Raw genomic sequence first — 14,900 nt, forward strand, 5'->3', positions numbered from 1 at the left:
CCCTCAAAGCCCGATATCGATGATGCCGTGCCCGTCGAGGGCATCGGCCATGCCCTCGCCCAGGCTGCTGCTGGCGCCGCGGGCAGCGGCGACGATCGCCCCCAGGGCGGCCGCATCCGAGATCCACGTGGTCTCGGCGACGGCGCGCCAGAGCCCGGCCTTCAGGACGCGCACGTACAGGACCACCGAGGCGGCCAGGTACCAGGCATAGATGGCCACGACGATCGCCATTCCGAAGATCGGGCCCTCCCCGTTCTGCGAGACCGCCTGGCCGAAGAACAGCGTGGCGAGCACCGCCAGGACGGCCGCCCCGAGGGTGATGACGACACCGAGCTTCAGGCACTGGACGATATAGGCCAGGTACGGCCGGTAGAGGTCCCACGCCGTCAGGTGCGAGACGAGGCGGACCTCGTCCAGCCGGATGGCGCTCAGGAAGGCCCGGGTCTCGCGGGCGCGGTAATAGGGATACAGCACCAGGACCATCGGGGCCGCCACAACGAGCAGAACCACGAACACGGCCGCGAGGACCTGGACGACGCTGTCGCAGCTGGTCGGCACCCAGTCGGGCAGCGCTTCGGCCCTCTCCTTCGGCAAAGTCAGGGGGGCATCCAGCATCGGCCCGCACCCATCCTCGGCCAGGCCAAGGGCCAGCAGAAGCACGACCGGCACTGCCACGAGGGCCCAGAGCAGCAGCCAGCTCCGCAGCACCGCCAGGCCGCGGGCATCCGATTCCATCCGGCTCGTGCCGACCAGGGTGTGGCGGATGCGGTAGCGCTCGAGGGCCGCGCGCATGAACGGGAAGGCGAGGCCGAGGGTCGCGAGAACCAGGAGCCACCCGGCCGTGGCCAGAGCCGCGTAGGCCAGGCCCGAACCGTCCTGGCCGAGCCGGATGCCGCGCCACAGGGTCCGGGTGGCCCGGTAACGCCGCCCGCGATAGAGCGCGAACTGCCCGAGCAGGAACAGCACGCCGAAGCCGAGGCCGGAGGCGACGAGGGGGGAATCGGGCAGGAGCAGCGACAGGGCGGACAGGCCGGTGGAGATCGGCGCCAGGAGCACGATCGCCACGAGGAAGCCCAGGAACAGGTCGCGGCCATGGCCCGTATAGGCGGCGGGCGAGCCGTCCACGAGGGTGCGGCTCCAGAAGAACCGCCGCAGGTTCGTCGCGTACCAGAACCGATAGATGCCGAAGGTGACCAGCGTCAGCAGGAACCCCTTCACGACGATCCCGGTCAGCCCGGCGAGCGACCTGTCGAAGGCGATCTCGCCGCCGCGCTCGGGCATGTCAGCCGAAACCGTGTTCCGAACGTCCATCCCGCGCCCCACGCGGGCCGCCGATTCGCGGCCGGCCGGAAGCGTTGCGCATCGCGCGGAGCGGTTCAAGCAACGCCCGGCCCGCGCCAAGCTGTCGCCCAGGCGCGCAAGGTCGATCCGCCGGAGGCCGCAGGTTGCGGCGGGTCAAACCCCGCCGGACGACCCGCCGCCGAAGCGGCTCACCGCAGCAGCGCCGACTTGTCGACCTGCAGCGCCGCGCCGATCTCATCGAGCGCCTTGTGCTCGACCTCGCTGATGCCGCCGAAATCGGCCACGTCGGCGCCGATCAGGAACACGTCCTGGCGCTGGTCGATCGGCCGCTCGACGATGGCGCCCACCAGGCGCAGGTTCTCCAGGCGGCCGGCGCGGGTCTTGGCCCGGGCGATGGCCTCGTAGAGCTCCTGCTCGACCCGCAGCGTGTCGTAGGATTTCTCGAGGATCGGGTTGGCGCGGATGCCGCTGATCGCCGATTCGATCTCCTCCTCGGCGACGTCGCCATCGGCCACGATGACGTTGGCCGCGGCCGAGACCGCGGCCTGGAGGAAGACGGCATCGCCCGCATACGACATGATCGTGCGGCCGAACCGAAGGATGGCGTCCTGGAAAATGCTCATGCCGACCTCCCGTGCGGTCGGAGATGGCGGATATTGTGGCGGCCGAGTCAAGATCCGGCCGCGCTTGCGCCGGGGACTGAAGGTCGGCGCTCGCGTTATGGTTTCGCAGGCCGGCGCAGTGCGGGCGCCGCATCCGGTTTCTGGTTGAGGGCGGCCGTCCCGCCTTCTCCGTCAGTGCGAGCGCAGCGAAGCAACCTAGGGACGCGCTACCTTCGGGGATCGCGCGCTGCCCTGGGTTGCTTCGCTGCGCTCGCACTGACGGTGCGAGACCACAGGCCTCGCACCGTTTGACGACGGCATCACGCCCGTCAGCAGCAGCGGAATCCCGAGGTGTTCCCCACGCCGAAGCGGGCGTTCTCGCGGTTACGGAAGAACTCCAGCTCCGACATCGGCGCCTGGTCGGGATGGGTCTGGCGGATATGGGCGGCATAGGCCGCGTAATCCCCCTGCCCCACCATCAGGCGGGCGCCGTCGCAGACGCATTTGGACAGCGTCTGGAGGCGGCGGCGCAGGCTCTGCTGTGGTTCCATGGCGCGCCCTACTCCGCCGCGGCCAGGCGCGGCTCGGTCTCGAGGGCGGTCCAGCGGTCGGCCCGCCACGCCTTCAGGCAGGCGGCGATGCCGAAGCCCGCGATGGCGACCACGAGGCCGATGAACAGGGCCGCCAGCACGGCGTCGATCCGGTCGTTGAGGATGATCTGGTCCATCTGGGCGGCGTTCTTGGCCGGGGCCAGGAGCTTGCCCTCGGCCGCAGCCGTCGCGTAGCGCTCGGCATGGGCCAGGAACCCGATCTTCGGGTCGGCGGAGAACAGCTTCTGCCAGCCGGCCGTGAGGGTGCACAGGCACAGCCACGCGGTCGGGATGATGGTCACGAACGCGTAGCGCTCGCGCTTCATCTTGAAGATCACCACCGTGCAGAGCGTCAGCGCCACCGCGGCCAGCATCTGGTTGGAGATGCCGAAGAGCGGCCACAGGGTGTTGATGCCGCCGAGCGGGTCGGTCACGCCCTGGTACAGGAAGTAGCCCCAGGCGCCGACCGCGATGGCGGTGGCCGCGATGCTCGGCCCCCAGGAGGTGGTGTTCTTGAACGAGGGCACCGCCAGGGCGACGAGATCCTGCACCATGAACCGGCAGGCGCGCGTGCCCGCATCCACGGCCGTGAGGATGAACAGGGCCTCGAACAGGATGGCGAAGTGGTACCAGAACGCCATCATCGCCTTGCCGCCGATGGCCGAGGAGATGATGTGGGCCATGCCCACCGCCAGGGTGGGGGCGCCGCCGGCGCGCGAGATGATCGTGTGCTCGCCGACATCCGCCGCCGTCTGGGTGATCACCTCGGGGGTGGTGGCGAAGCCGAGCTTGGTCACGGCCGCGGCGGCGGTCTCGGGGGTGGTGCCGAGCAGCGCCGCGGGCGAGTTCATGGTGAAGTAGACGCCCGGGTCGATCACGCAGGCCGAGACCAGCGCCATGATCGCCACGAAGGATTCCATCAGCATGCCGCCGTAGCCGATGAAGCGGGCATCCGCCTCGTTGGCGATGAGCTTCGGCGTGGTGCCGGACGAGATCAGGGCGTGGAAGCCCGAGACCGCGCCGCACGCGATGGTGATGAACAGGAACGGGAACAGGCCGCCCGCCCAGACCGGGCCGGTGCCGTCGACGAACTTCGTCATCGCGGGCATCTGCAGGTGCGGGGCGACGACGGCGATGCCCAGCGCCAGCCCGACGATGGTGCCGATCTTGAGGAAGGTCGAGAGGTAGTCCCGCGGCGCCAGCAGCAGCCAGACCGGCAGGATCGAGGCCACGAAGCCGTAGCCGATCAGCATCCAGCACAGCTGCGGGCCCGTGAAGGTGAAGGCCGGGCCCCAGACCGGGCTCGCGGCCACCGAGCCGCCGCCCACGATGGCCAGCATCAGCAGGACGAAGCCGAGGATCGAGACCTCGCCGATCCGGCCCGGGCGGATGTAGCGCGAGTAGACGCCCATCAGCATGGCGATCGGGATCGTCGACATCACCGTGAAGGTGCCCCACGGGCTCTCGGCCAGCGCCTTGACCACGATCAGCGCCAGCACGGCCAGCAGGATCACCATGATCAGGAAGGTGCCGAACAGCGCGATGATGCCCGGCACGGTGCCGAGCTCGGCCCGGATCAGCTCGCCGAGCGACCGGCCGTCCCGGCGCATCGACACGAACAGGACCATGAAGTCCTGGACCGCGCCGGCCAGCACCACGCCGGCCAGGATCCACAGCATGCCGGGCAGGTAGCCCATCTGCGCCGCCAGGACCGGGCCGACCAGCGGGCCCGCGCCCGCGATCGCCGCGAAATGGTGGCCGAACAGGACGCCGCGATTGGTGGGCACGTAGTCGAGCCCGTCATTGTGGCGCACCGCCGGCGTGAGGCGCTTCGGGTCGAGACGCATCACCTTCTCGGCGATGAACTTGGAATAGTAGCGGTAGGCGATCATGTAGACGCAGACCGCCGCGACCACGATCCAGAGGGCGTTGATCGTCTCGCCGCGCTGGCTGGCCACGATCGCCAAAGCCGCGGCGCCGAGCGCTCCCACGAGGGCCCATGGCCCGTGCCTGCCGATCGCCGTACCCATCTCGCGTTCCCTTCGATTGCCTCGCGCTCGGGGCCGCCCAAGGCCGCCGGCTGGGACTCGCGGGTCCCGGGCTACACCGGCGGTTTATCCTATTCGTCCGGCGTTGACGCAAGCGATCCGAGCTGTGATGCAGCTTCGCGGGCGGCATGACGCCCCAATCTGTCACATCGGGTCATCGGCACGGCCCCGACCGCCCTCACGGGCCGGCCTGTGGACCCCGTCGCCGCCCGGCGTGAGCGAAGGAAGGGCGCCGGCGCGGTCCGGCCCTCGGAGGAGCGGACAACCATGGCGAAGGTCGCATTCCTGGGTCTCGGCGTGATGGGCGGCCCGATGGCCGGGCACCTGGCCAAGAAGGGCCACGACGTCACCGTCTACAACCGGACCACGCCCAAGGCCGAGGCCTGGGTGAAGGCCCATGGCGGCGCCTTCGCGGCCACGCCCCGGGAGGCGGTCGCGGGCGCCGAGATCGTGTTCGCCTGCGTCGGCAACGACGACGACCTGCGCAGCGTCGTGCTGGGCGATGACGGCGCGCTCGCCGGCATGGCGGCCGGTTCGGTCTTCGTCGACCACACCACCGCGTCGGCCGAGGTCGCCCGGGAACTCGCCGAGGTGGCCAAGGCCAAGGGGCTCGGCTTCATCGACGCGCCGGTCTCCGGCGGCCAGGCCGGCGCCGAGAACGGCGTGCTCACCGTGATGTGCGGCGGCGAGCCGGAGACCTACGCCAAGGTCGAGGCGGCGATCGGCGCCTTCGCCCGCGCCTGCCGGCTGATGGGCCCGGTGGGCTCCGGCCAGCTCACCAAGATGGTCAACCAGATCTGCATCGCCGGCCTGGTCCAGGGCCTGTCCGAGGGCGTCCACTTCGCCAAGCGCGCCGGCCTCGACGTCGAGGCGGTGCTCGACGTGATCTCCAAGGGCGCCGCCGGCTCCTGGCAGATGGAGAATCGCGGCAAGACCATGAACCAGGGCAAGTTCGACTTCGGCTTCGCGGTCGACTGGATGCGCAAGGATCTCGGCATCCTACTGGACGAGGCCCGCCGCAACGGTGCCAAGCTCCCGGTCTCGGCGCTGGTCGACCAATTCTACGCCGAAGTGCAGGCGATGGGCGGCAACCGCTGGGACACGTCGAGCCTGGTGGCGCGGCTGGAGCGCTGAGGCTGGCACATCTCCCCTCGCCCCGCTTGCGGGGAGAGGGGAACCTACGCCCCGCCTGGAAAGCTGTGCGACGGCGGCTCCAGTTAAGACATCGCCCTCACAACCCAGTCGCCTCGTCCGGATCGAGCCAGCGCCAATCCGTGCCCATCTGGTGGCGGAACCACGTAAATTGCCGCTTGGCATAGGCCCTCGTATCGGCCTGACCGCGGGCGATCGCTTCTTCTAGATCCAGCGCCCCGTCGAGATGGGCGATCAGGCCCGGCACGCCGTGGGCGCGCATCACCGGCAGCATCGGGTCGAGACGCCGGGCGTGCAGGCGGGACACCTCGTCGAGGGCGCCCTCGGCGATCATCGTGCGGAAGCGGGCGTCGATGCGGGCGCGCAGCTCCGCCCGGTCGGGCGCCAGGAACAGTTTCTGGAGGTTCCGGCCGGCGAGCGGCCCGGGCACGGGGTCGCCATAAAAACTCGCGATCGGCCGGCCCGTGGCCAGGAAGATCTCCAGGGCGCGCATCACCCGCATGCGGTCGCTCGGGCGCAGGCGGGCGGCGCCGTCCGGGTCGTGCCGGGCGAGGTCGGCGTGCAGGGCCTCGGTCGGGCGACCCTCGGCCGCCTCCCGTACCTGCGCGCGCACCGCGTCGGGGACCGGCGGCAGCTCGGAAAATCCCTGCTCCAGGGCCCGGAAATACAGGCCGGTGCCGCCGACGAAGATCGGCAGCCGGCCGTCGAGCTCCGCTAGCAGCGCGGTCGCGTCCCGGGAGAAATGCCCGACGGAATAGTTCACCGCCCCGTCGACATGGCCGTAGAGCCGGTGGGGCACCCGCGCCTCTTCCTCGGGGTCGGGCCGGGCGGTGAGGCGGCGCAGGTCGCGATAGACCTGCATCGAATCGGTGTTGATCACCACGCCGCCGTGGCGCAGCGCCAGACGGGCGGCCAGCGCCGACTTGCCCGAGGCGGTGGGCCCTGCGATGAGGATCGCCGCCGGGCGCCCCCCGGTCTCCTCCCGGTCTGGCAAGGCGAAACTCCACGATGCTGGTCGCGGTCCTGATAGCAAACCCGGCTCGGCCGTCCATCACCGGTGCGGTGCTGGCCGAGGCGCGCGCCGTGCTCGGGACGGAGCACCCGCCGCGGATCCTGCACGGGGAGGTCGCCGCCGAAATCCTGGTGCCGGGCGATCCCGCTGACGCGGGTGCTCTGACGGAACGGCTGCGGACCGCGCTCTCCGGCGAGCCGATCGACCTCGCCGTGCTGCCGGCCGACGCGCATCGGCGCAAGCGGCTGTTCCTGGCCGACATGGATTCGACCATGATCGAGCAGGAATGCATCGACGAGCTCGCCGGGACGCTGGGTCTCAAGGACCATGTCGCGGCGATCACCGAGCGGGCGATGCGCGGCGAGATCGCGTTCGAGCCGGCTCTGCGCGAGCGCGTGGCGCTCCTCAAGGACATTCCCGTCACGGCGGTGGACGGGCTGATCGCCGATCAGCTCAGCCTCACCCCGGGCGGCCCGACGCTGGTGCGGACGATGCGGGCGCACGGCGCCCGGACCTGCCTGGTCTCCGGGGGCTTCACCCTGTTCACCGGCCCGATCGCCGGGATGATCGGCTTCGAGGAGCATCGGGCCAACGTGCTCGGCGTGGCGGACGGGCGGCTCACCGGCACCGTGGAAGACCCGATCGTCGGCAAGGCGGAGAAGCGCGCGACGCTGATCGCGCTGCGCGACGCCCTCGGGCTCGCCCCCGCCGAGACCCTGGCGGTCGGCGACGGCGCCAACGACCTCGACATGCTGGCGGAAGCCGGCCTCGGCGTCGCCTTCCGGGCCAAGCCCGCGGTGGCGGCCGCCGCCCGGGTCCGGATCGAGCACGGCGACCTCACCGCGCTCCTGTACCTGCAGGGCTACACCGCGGCCGAGTTCGTGGGGTGAGGGTTCAGTGAAAGGTGCGGGTGAGCGTGATCACCGCGCCGAGGACGGCCAAAGTCTGAAAGCCGATCGCGCCAACGAGCCAGCGCAAAGTTTCGACGTTCGCGGACGCGATATCGGCCTGAGTCGTGAGCCGCAGCGCTGCGATATCGCCGCGGGTCTGGATCTTCAGGGCTTCGATGTCCCCGCGGACGACCTGGATGTCCGCCAGCGCGTCGGCGAACCCTTCCGCCTGCTCGGGCGACAGCTTCGCCTTCTCGCGCAGGGCGCGGGCGAATTTCAGCGTGTCGAAGGCGACGGCGATCATGGCGTTCGACGGACTCCGAGCCGCACCGACTCGCCGGAGCGGTGTGCGGCACCGATCCGCCGCGTCAATGCAGCCGCTCCCATCCCCGAAAACGCGAAGGCCGCCGCATCCTCTCGGAGCGACGGCCCTCGGTGTCTCGATGCGGGATCGGCTTAGAGCACCTCACAAAACTCCCGGTTCCCGGGAGCTCTCCCTTCGCACGCGACGGTGCGGCGGGAGTTTTGTGAGAGGCTCTTATTCGAGCCCGAGCGCCACGAAGCGCACGTCGCCGGTGGCGCTCGCCACCAGCAGCAAGACCGACTTGCGCCCGTCCTTCTTGAGCGCCTCGACCCGCTTGGTCACGTCGGCGGGGGTGTTCACCGCCTCCTGGCCGACCTCGACGATCACCTCGCCGGGCTGGATCCGCTTGTCGGCCGCGGTCGAGTTCGGATCGACGCGGGTGACGACCACGCCCTTCACGGTATCCTTGATCCCGAACTTCTTGCGCAGCTCGTCGGTGATGCCGGAGAGGTTGAGGCCAAGCGCCTGACGGGTCGCGCTCTCGGGCTCGGGCTGGCGCAGGTTGGCGAGTTGCGGCTTGTCGGTATCCTCGAGCCGGCCGAGCGTGACCGGCTTGGTCAGCTCCTCGCCCTTGCGGACCACGACCACGTCGACCTTCTGGCCGACCGGGGTCGAAGCGACGATCCGGGGCAGGTCGCCCGAGGCCTTCACGGGGGCGCCGTTGAACTTCACGATGACGTCGCCGACATCGATCCCGGCGGTCTTGGCCGGGCCCTTCTCGTCGACGCCGGCCACCAGGGCGCCGCGGGCGCCGCCCTTGAGGTTGAGCGCCTCGGCGGTGGCGTCGTCGACGTTCTGGATGCGCACGCCGAGCCAGCCGCGCCGGACCTCACCGAAGTCGCGCAGCTGGTCGATCACGGGCTTGGCCGTGTCCGAGGGCACCGCGAAGCCGATGCCCACCGAGCCGCCGGTGGGCGACAGGATCGCCGTGTTGATGCCGATCACCTCGCCGTCCATGTTGAACAGCGGGCCGCCCGAATTGCCCTTGTTGATGGCCGCGTCGGTCTGGATGTAGTTGTCGTAGGGTCCGGACTCGATGTTCCGGCCGCGCGCCGAGACGATGCCGGCCGAGACCGAGCCGCCCAGCCCGAACGGGTTGCCGATGGCGATCACCCAGTCGCCGGGGCGCATCGTGTCGGACTTGCCGAACGGCACCGCCTTCAGCGGGCGCTCGGCGGTGGGCTTCACCCGCAGCACGGCCAGGTCGATCTTCGAATCCTTGCCGATGATCTCGGCCTTCAGCTTGGTGCCGTCGTGCAGGATCACCTGGATGTCGTTGGCGTCGCCGATGACGTGGTTGTTGGTGACCACGATCCCGGAGGCGTCGATGATGAAGCCGGAGCCCAGGGAGTTCGACTTGCGCTGCTGGCGCGGGGTGTCGTTGTCGCCGCGCTCGCCGCCCTTTCCGCCACCGCCGCCGCGGCGGTTGAAGAACTCCTCGAACAGGTCCTCGAAGGGCGTGCCCGGGGGCAGCTGCGGCATGGCGCGGCTGTTGCGCGCCTCGACCGTGGTGGAGGCGGAGATGTTGACCACCGCGTCGGTGACCTGATCGGCGAGGTCGGCCAGGGAGGCCGGGCCCTTGGCGAAGGCCGGGACCGGCAGGGACGCGGTCGCGAACGAGGCGCCGACCAGGATCGCCGCCATGAAGGAGCGGGCGCGGGAACGGGGCTGCGCCTGCGCGCGGCCGAAGGGCGCCCGGCGGGCGCTCGCGACGGGGTGCATGGTCGACCTCTTCAAGAACGCGTTTCCGGTTGCGCGGGCCGCCGACCGGGATCGGCCGCCCGCGGATTGTCTCGCATCGTAATCCGCTGGCGCCGGGGCGCCAGCGGTCAGCGCGTCGCGCCGGTCGAGGCGGTCGGGTCCGTGGGCCCGCGGGGCGTGCGCGGCGCCGAGGCCGTCGCCCGACCCTGCGGATCGCTGAAGTAGCGGAAGAAGTCCGAGCTGGGGCTGATGACCAGCCGCGTATCGGAGCCCTTCAGCCCGGTCTCGTAGGCCTGCATCGAGCGGTAGAAGCTGAAGAAGTCCGGGTCCTTGCTGAACGCCTCGGCGAGGATCCGGTTCTTCTCGGCGTCGCCCTGGCCGCGCAGCTGCTCGGATTTCTGGGTCGCCTCGGCGAGGATCACGGTGACCTCGCGGTCGGCCTTGGCCCGGATCGTGGCGGCGCTCTGGTCGCCGTTGGCGCGGATGTCGGCGGCCTCGCGCTCGCGCTCGGTCTTCATCCGCTTGTAGACGGCGGCGGAGTTCTGCGCCGGGAGATCAACCCGGGTCATCCGGAGGTCGACGATCTCGATGCCGAGCGCCTTGGCCTGCCGGTTCACGTCCTCCTGGATCTGGTGCATCAGCTGGCCGCGCTCGGTCTTGACGATGGCGTCGCGGGTCGAGCGGGCGAGCACGTTGCGCAGGCCGGAATTGGTGAAGCTGGCGAGCCGCTGGTTGGCGAGCCCGATATTGCCTACCGCCTGGTAGAAGCGCAGCGGATCGAGGATGCGGTAGCGCGCGAAGGCGTCCACCTCCAGGTTTTGCCGGTCGGCGGTGAGCACCGTCTGCACCGGCAGGTCGAGGTCGAGCACGCGCTTGTCGAAGATCACGACGTTCTCGACGAACGGCACCTTGAAGTAGAGGCCGGGCTTTTCCTCGCCGGTGGCGTTGAGCACCGCGCGGACGCGGCCGAATTGCAGGACGAGGGCCTGCTGCATCTGGCCGACGGTGAAGATCGAGGCGTAGAGCCCGATCGCGACGATCGCCGCGATGGCGATCAGGCCGGTGCGGAGAGCCTGTTTCATCGGGCGGCTCCCGTGGCGGCCGGGGACTGGGCGCGGGCGCCGAACTCAGTGAGCGGCAGAACCGGCAGGACGCCCGCCGCGGCGGTGCCCGAGCCCGGCTGCGCGCCGTTCTGGTCGATGATCACCTTGTTCACGGAGCCCAGGACCTTCTCCATCGTCTCCAGGAAGAGCCGCTCGCGGCTGATGGCCGGGGCGGCCTTGTAGGAGGCGTAGACCTCGCTGAAGCGCGCGGCCTGGCCGGTGGCGTCGGCGGTCGCCTTCGTCCGGTAGGCCTCGGCCTGCTGGAAGATTTGCGACGCCCGGCCTCTTGCCTGTGGCACCTCACGGCTGGCGTAGGTCTTGGCCTCGTTCTGCGCCGTGTCGGCGTCCTGCTGGGCGGCGTTCACGTCGATGAAGGCCGGCCGGACTTCCGGCGGCGGGTTCACCGAGACGAGCTGCACCACCTCGATGCGCACGCCGGCGCCGTACTCGTCCAGGGCCTTCTGGACCATCTCCTTGACCTCCTGGGCGATGCTCGACTGCTCGTTGGTCAGGATCGCCTGGATGTTACGGCGGCCGATCACCTCGCGCATCGCGCTCTCGGAGATCGCCTTGATGGTGCCCTCGGGATTCTGGAGGTTGAACACGAAGTCGGAGGCCTTGAGCGGGTTGATCCGCCACTGCACCTCGAAATCAAGATCGACGATGTTCTCGTCACCGGTGAGGATCAGGCTCTCGTCCGGGACGTCGCGGTTGCGGCCCTGGCCGCCGGGGCCGGCGCGGAAGCCGATCTGGATGGAGTTCTGGGAGCCGACATCCGGCTTGACCACGCCGCCGATCGGATAGGGGAAGTTGTAGCGCAGGCCCTCGCCCTTGGTGCCGACGTAGCGGCCGAAGATCGTCTCGATGCCGACCTGGCGCGGGTAGACGGTGTAGAAGCCGGTGGCGAGCCAGACCGCGACGGCCAGCGCCGCGATCACCGCGGCGCTGCGTCCGCCGCCGATGCCGCTCGGGCTGCCGCCGCCATAGCCGCCGCCGGTGTTGCCACCGCCCGGGATCAGACCGCGCAGGCGGTCCTGCCCGCGCCGGAGCAGGTCCTCAAGGTTGGGCGGGGTCTTGCCGCCGCCGCCGCCACCCCACGGGCCGCCGCCGTTGCCGCCGGGCCGACCCCACGGGCCGCCGCCGCCACCGCCGCTCTGATTGCTCCAAAGCATCCTAGCCGTCGTCTCCTGCCTGCCCGCGCCCGGTCCGCACGCTGAGCGTGCTCCCCGGGCTGCGTCTCCCTGCCTGAACGGCCACGCTCACCCGCCTAGTCCCGCCCACCGGCCCGCTCGCGGTGCGGGCGGGTTGGTTTGGCGGCTAAACGCCTGCGCGGGCGTCTCTTCTCGCGAGGCGCGGAGCCCCATGAGAACGCATGCCCGACAGGCACCTGCGGGTGTGCGCCCCATGCTGTCAAGGCTGGCAGGTGGGCACGCACAGGCCGGAAGACAACCGCGGCGGCGCGCCTCAGCGGATGCGCGCCCAATCGACGAACGCGAAGGCGTGCTCGTCGCGCGGACCGGCCGGGTGCGCCTCGCGGAACGTCTCCCGGAACGCGGCGCGATCGAAGACAGGAAAGCGCACATCGCCCTCCGGCTCCGCCTCGACCTCGGTGAGGTGGAGCCGGTCGGCATGCGGCAGGGCCAGAGCGTAGATTTCGGCCCCGCCCACCACCATCAGCTCCGGTGCGGCCGCGGCCGCGACGGCGGCGTCCCAGTCGTGGACGATCTCGGCGCCCTCGGCGTGGAAGCCGCGGTCGCGGGTGAGCACCAGGGTGCGGCGACCCGGAAGCGGGCGCCCGATCGAGGCCCAGGTCCGCCGGCCCATCAGCATCGGCTTGCCCATGGTGAGCGCCTTGAACCGCTTCAGGTCGCTGGACAGGTGCCAGGCGAGCCCGTTGTCGCGGCCGATCACGCCGTTGCGGGCGACCGCCACGACCAGCGCGATGGCGGGGCTCATACCGCCACCGGGGCCGAGATGGCCGGGTGCGGGTCGTAGCCCGCGATGGTGATGTCCTCGTACCGGAAGGCGAAAAGGTCGCGGACCTCCGGGTTGAGCTCGAGCCGCGGCAGCGGGCGCGGCGCCCGGTCCAGCAGGGTCCGGGTCTGTTCCAGGTGGTTCCGGTAGAGATGCGCGTCGCCGAACGTGTGCACGAAGTCGCCGACCCCGAGCCCCGTCACCTGGGCGATCATGTGGGTCAGGAGCGCGTAGCTCGCGATGTTGAACGGCACGCCCAGGAAGGCGTCGGCGGAGCGCTGGTAGAGCTGGCAGGAGAGGCGCCCGTCGCTCACGTAGAACTGGAACAGGCAGTGGCAGGGGGCGAGCGCCATCCGGTCGAGATCCGCCGGATTCCAGGCCGAGACGATCAGGCGACGGGAATCGGGGTTGCGCCGGATCTCGCCGAGCAGCCAGGCGATCTGGTCGACGCTGCCGCCGTCGGGCTTGGCCCAGGAGCGCCATTGCCGGCCGTAGACCGGGCCGAGATCGCCGTGCTCGTCCGCCCACTCGTCCCAGATCGTCACGCCGTTGGCCCGCAGGGCGGCGACGTTGGTGTCGCCCGCCAGGAACCAGAGCAGCTCGTGGATGATCGAGCGGAGATGCAGTCGCTTCGTGGTGACCAGCGGGAAGCCCGCGGACAGGTCGAAGCGCATCTGGTGGCCGAACACCGAGAGCGTCCCGGTTCCGGTCCGGTCGTCCTTGGCCACGCCCTCGTCGAGGATGCGCCGCAGCAGGCTGTGATAGGCGTCCATCGGATAGTCCTGCGCGTGAGAGGGGCCGCGGGCAAGCGCACGACCAGTCTATCCACGATCATCACCGGTGACGAAGGGGCCTGACCGTCGTCCCGCGCTCAGGTCGGCCAGAGCACGTAGGTCACCAGAGCGAGGTTCGACCAGCCATGCAGGGCGATGCCGGGCCAGAGCCGGCCGGTGCGCCAGCGCAGCCAGCCGAGCACCAGCGCCAAGGGCAGCAGAGAGACCGGCCGGGCGAGCCCCCAGGACGAGACATGGGCGGCGGCGAAGATCACGGCGGTGGCCAGGATCGCGCCGACCGGCCCGACCGCGTCGCGGGCACGGGCGAAGGCCTCGCCGCGCAGCAGCAGCTCCTCGGCCACGGGGGCCAGCACCGCGAGATAGAGCAGCCAGGCCACGACCGCGCTCTGGCTCATGAACGGCGACAGCGTCACCTTCCGGCCGAAGCTCGCGCCGAACAACTCGGCCGTGCCGGTGACCCAGGCGATGTGCAGCACCGGCCAAACCAGGAGGAGCGCCAGCAGCGCGACCGGGCGCATCCCGTTCGGGCGCTCGCGATCGAGCGCCAAGCGCCGACGCCAGCCGGCCCGGTCGCGCCACCACGCCCCGCCGAGCACCAGGGCGGCGAGGTAGACCTGGCGCAGGGCGTCGACCGCGAAGGCGCGGTGAGCGAGGTCCACCGCGCCGAGGAACGGGCGCCGCTCCGGCGGCAGGAACGGGTCGATCCCGGCCCAGAGGTCGAAGCCGACCCGGACGCTGGCGAGGGACAGCAGGCTCGCGGCGCCGAGATAGACCAGCACGAGGGCGACGAGCGCGCCGAGGCGCCAGGTCGCCCTCCAGATCCGGTCGAGCCGGCTCGACCCGTCGGGCGCGGAACCGCGCGACTGCGCATTTCCGGCAACAGCCGCATCAAGAGGTTCGCCCTGAGACAGTGGCGCGACACGATCGGGCTTCAAAACCGGACCGATCCCCTCTATATCTTGGGAGCCGGTCGCGAGGCCGGCTATGGCGATAAACGGTCTTCGAAATAAACCTATCGGACCCGGGGGCGGTACCCGGCGCCTCCACCTGAGCCCAGGACCGATGGCCGCAAGGCCGACGGAGCTGGACTGGTCTCAGGCGGGGGCGAAGCTAGGATCGACGAAGGCGTAAAGGTAGATCTTTCGCTCGGCATGGTTCCGCCGTTATCGGGCCGCTGCAAGAGTTGCCAACGACAACTTTGCTCCGGTGGCGGTGGCCGCGTAAGCGGTCTCCAAGATCGGTCTCAAGTCCTCGCGGTTAGCATCGCGTAGGCGGGGCAGGAAGGCGCCCGGCACCAGAAGCCTTCACTCATTTCCTCGGTCCGGCCATCCGCGGCGGGGCGCCGGGCGCAGACCGGGCTAGAGCGCG

General features: G+C 70.5%; 14 protein-coding genes and 1 other RNA gene. 3 read left to right on the plus strand and 12 right to left on the minus strand.

The features are described 5' to 3' along the window. Positions 1 to 3: 3 nt before the first annotated feature. From LGR69_RS14725 to LGR69_RS14740, 4 genes are all read right to left on the minus strand, one after another. The gene (locus LGR69_RS14725; RefSeq protein WP_230366462.1) at positions 4 to 1,281 is read right to left on the minus strand and encodes a DUF898 domain-containing protein; all 1,278 of its coding nucleotides are present in this window, start codon (positions 1,279 to 1,281) and stop codon (positions 4 to 6) included. A gap of 209 nt (positions 1,282 to 1,490) precedes the next feature. Continuing rightward, positions 1,491 to 1,925, minus strand: coding sequence for a tellurite resistance TerB family protein (locus LGR69_RS14730; RefSeq protein WP_007567585.1), 435 nt, complete (start codon positions 1,923 to 1,925; stop codon positions 1,491 to 1,493). A 308-nt stretch (positions 1,926 to 2,233) separates the two neighbouring features. Then, the gene (locus tag LGR69_RS14735) at positions 2,234 to 2,455 is read right to left on the minus strand and encodes a YbdD/YjiX family protein (protein ID WP_007567586.1); all 222 of its coding nucleotides are present in this window, start codon (positions 2,453 to 2,455) and stop codon (positions 2,234 to 2,236) included. A gap of 8 nt (positions 2,456 to 2,463) precedes the next feature. After that, positions 2,464 to 4,524: a carbon starvation CstA family protein gene (locus LGR69_RS14740; RefSeq protein ID WP_007567587.1), complete on the minus strand. Its 2,061-nt coding sequence runs from the start codon at positions 4,522 to 4,524 to the stop codon at positions 2,464 to 2,466. A 285-nt stretch (positions 4,525 to 4,809) separates the two neighbouring features. On the opposite strand from LGR69_RS14740, the gene LGR69_RS14745 reads away from it, so the two are divergent. Beyond that, on the plus strand, positions 4,810 to 5,676 hold the full coding sequence (locus tag LGR69_RS14745) for an NAD(P)-dependent oxidoreductase (RefSeq protein ID WP_091861105.1): 867 nt from the start codon (positions 4,810 to 4,812) through the stop codon (positions 5,674 to 5,676). Between the two features lie 97 nt (positions 5,677 to 5,773). Here LGR69_RS14745 and miaA read toward each other — a convergent pair whose 3' ends face one another. After that, a complete protein-coding gene (miaA, locus tag LGR69_RS14750; protein WP_230366463.1) occupies positions 5,774 to 6,688 on the minus strand; it encodes a tRNA (adenosine(37)-N6)-dimethylallyltransferase MiaA in 915 nt (304 codons plus the stop codon). A 14-nt stretch (positions 6,689 to 6,702) separates the two neighbouring features. On the opposite strand from miaA, the gene serB reads away from it, so the two are divergent. Continuing rightward, entirely contained in the window at positions 6,703 to 7,596 is an 894-nt protein-coding gene (serB, locus tag LGR69_RS14755) for a phosphoserine phosphatase SerB (protein WP_230366464.1), read from the plus strand. 4 nt (positions 7,597 to 7,600) lie between these two features. On the opposite strand, the gene LGR69_RS14760 is transcribed toward serB, so the two are convergent. The 7 genes from LGR69_RS14760 to LGR69_RS14790 all read right to left on the minus strand — a co-directional run bounded on the left by LGR69_RS14760 (position 7,601) and on the right by LGR69_RS14790 (position 14,467). Then, entirely contained in the window at positions 7,601 to 7,900 is a 300-nt protein-coding gene (locus LGR69_RS14760) for a hypothetical protein (RefSeq protein ID WP_230366465.1), read from the minus strand. A 234-nt stretch (positions 7,901 to 8,134) separates the two neighbouring features. Continuing rightward, positions 8,135 to 9,682: a Do family serine endopeptidase gene (locus tag LGR69_RS14765; RefSeq protein WP_091861117.1), complete on the minus strand. Its 1,548-nt coding sequence runs from the start codon at positions 9,680 to 9,682 to the stop codon at positions 8,135 to 8,137. A 107-nt stretch (positions 9,683 to 9,789) separates the two neighbouring features. Beyond that, on the minus strand, positions 9,790 to 10,743 hold the full coding sequence (gene hflC, locus LGR69_RS14770) for a protease modulator HflC (RefSeq protein ID WP_007567593.1): 954 nt from the start codon (positions 10,741 to 10,743) through the stop codon (positions 9,790 to 9,792). Continuing rightward, positions 10,740 to 11,936, minus strand: a complete 1,197-nt coding sequence (hflK, locus tag LGR69_RS14775; protein WP_007567594.1) for an FtsH protease activity modulator HflK — start codon at positions 11,934 to 11,936, stop codon at positions 10,740 to 10,742. The genes hflC and hflK overlap by 4 nt, the downstream gene beginning before the upstream one ends. A gap of 292 nt (positions 11,937 to 12,228) precedes the next feature. After that, entirely contained in the window at positions 12,229 to 12,720 is a 492-nt protein-coding gene (locus tag LGR69_RS14780) for a dihydrofolate reductase (RefSeq protein ID WP_230366466.1), read from the minus strand. After that, the gene (locus LGR69_RS14785) at positions 12,717 to 13,511 is read right to left on the minus strand and encodes a thymidylate synthase (protein ID WP_230366467.1); all 795 of its coding nucleotides are present in this window, start codon (positions 13,509 to 13,511) and stop codon (positions 12,717 to 12,719) included. Before LGR69_RS14785 ends, LGR69_RS14780 begins: the two co-directional genes overlap by 4 nt. A gap of 98 nt (positions 13,512 to 13,609) precedes the next feature. Continuing rightward, positions 13,610 to 14,467, minus strand: a complete 858-nt coding sequence (locus LGR69_RS14790) for a CPBP family intramembrane glutamic endopeptidase (protein ID WP_230366468.1) — start codon at positions 14,465 to 14,467, stop codon at positions 13,610 to 13,612. On the opposite strand from LGR69_RS14790, the gene ssrA reads away from it, so the two are divergent. Continuing rightward, positions 14,459 to 14,841: a transfer-messenger RNA gene (gene ssrA, locus LGR69_RS14795) on the plus strand. The two genes, LGR69_RS14790 and ssrA, sit on opposite strands and share 9 nt — an antisense overlap. Positions 14,842 to 14,900 lie beyond the last annotated feature (59 nt).

The sequence above is a fragment of the Methylobacterium brachiatum genome, from assembly GCF_020523825.1.
Lineage (GTDB): Bacteria > Pseudomonadota > Alphaproteobacteria > Rhizobiales > Beijerinckiaceae > Methylobacterium > Methylobacterium brachiatum.

Coding starts and splice junctions, on each gene's coding strand:
- LGR69_RS14725 (WP_230366462.1), bottom strand. CDS start 1,281: ATGCCCGAGCGCGGCGGCGAGATCGCCTTCGACAGGTCGCTCGCCGGG.
- LGR69_RS14730 (WP_007567585.1), bottom strand. CDS start 1,925: ATGAGCATTTTCCAGGACGCCATCCTTCGGTTCGGCCGCACGATCATG.
- LGR69_RS14735 (WP_007567586.1), bottom strand. CDS start 2,455: ATGGAACCACAGCAGAGCCTGCGCCGCCGCCTCCAGACGCTGTCCAAA.
- LGR69_RS14740 (WP_007567587.1), bottom strand. CDS start 4,524: ATGGGTACGGCGATCGGCAGGCACGGGCCATGGGCCCTCGTGGGAGCG.
- LGR69_RS14745 (WP_091861105.1), top strand. CDS start 4,810: ATGGCGAAGGTCGCATTCCTGGGTCTCGGCGTGATGGGCGGCCCGATG.
- serB (WP_230366464.1), top strand. CDS start 6,703: ATGCTGGTCGCGGTCCTGATAGCAAACCCGGCTCGGCCGTCCATCACC.
- LGR69_RS14760 (WP_230366465.1), bottom strand. CDS start 7,900: ATGATCGCCGTCGCCTTCGACACGCTGAAATTCGCCCGCGCCCTGCGC.
- LGR69_RS14765 (WP_091861117.1), bottom strand. CDS start 9,682: ATGCACCCCGTCGCGAGCGCCCGCCGGGCGCCCTTCGGCCGCGCGCAG.
- hflC (WP_007567593.1), bottom strand. CDS start 10,743: ATGAAACAGGCTCTCCGCACCGGCCTGATCGCCATCGCGGCGATCGTC.
- hflK (WP_007567594.1), bottom strand. CDS start 11,936: ATGCTTTGGAGCAATCAGAGCGGCGGTGGCGGCGGCGGCCCGTGGGGT.
- LGR69_RS14780 (WP_230366466.1), bottom strand. CDS start 12,720: ATGAGCCCCGCCATCGCGCTGGTCGTGGCGGTCGCCCGCAACGGCGTG.
- LGR69_RS14785 (WP_230366467.1), bottom strand. CDS start 13,511: ATGGACGCCTATCACAGCCTGCTGCGGCGCATCCTCGACGAGGGCGTG.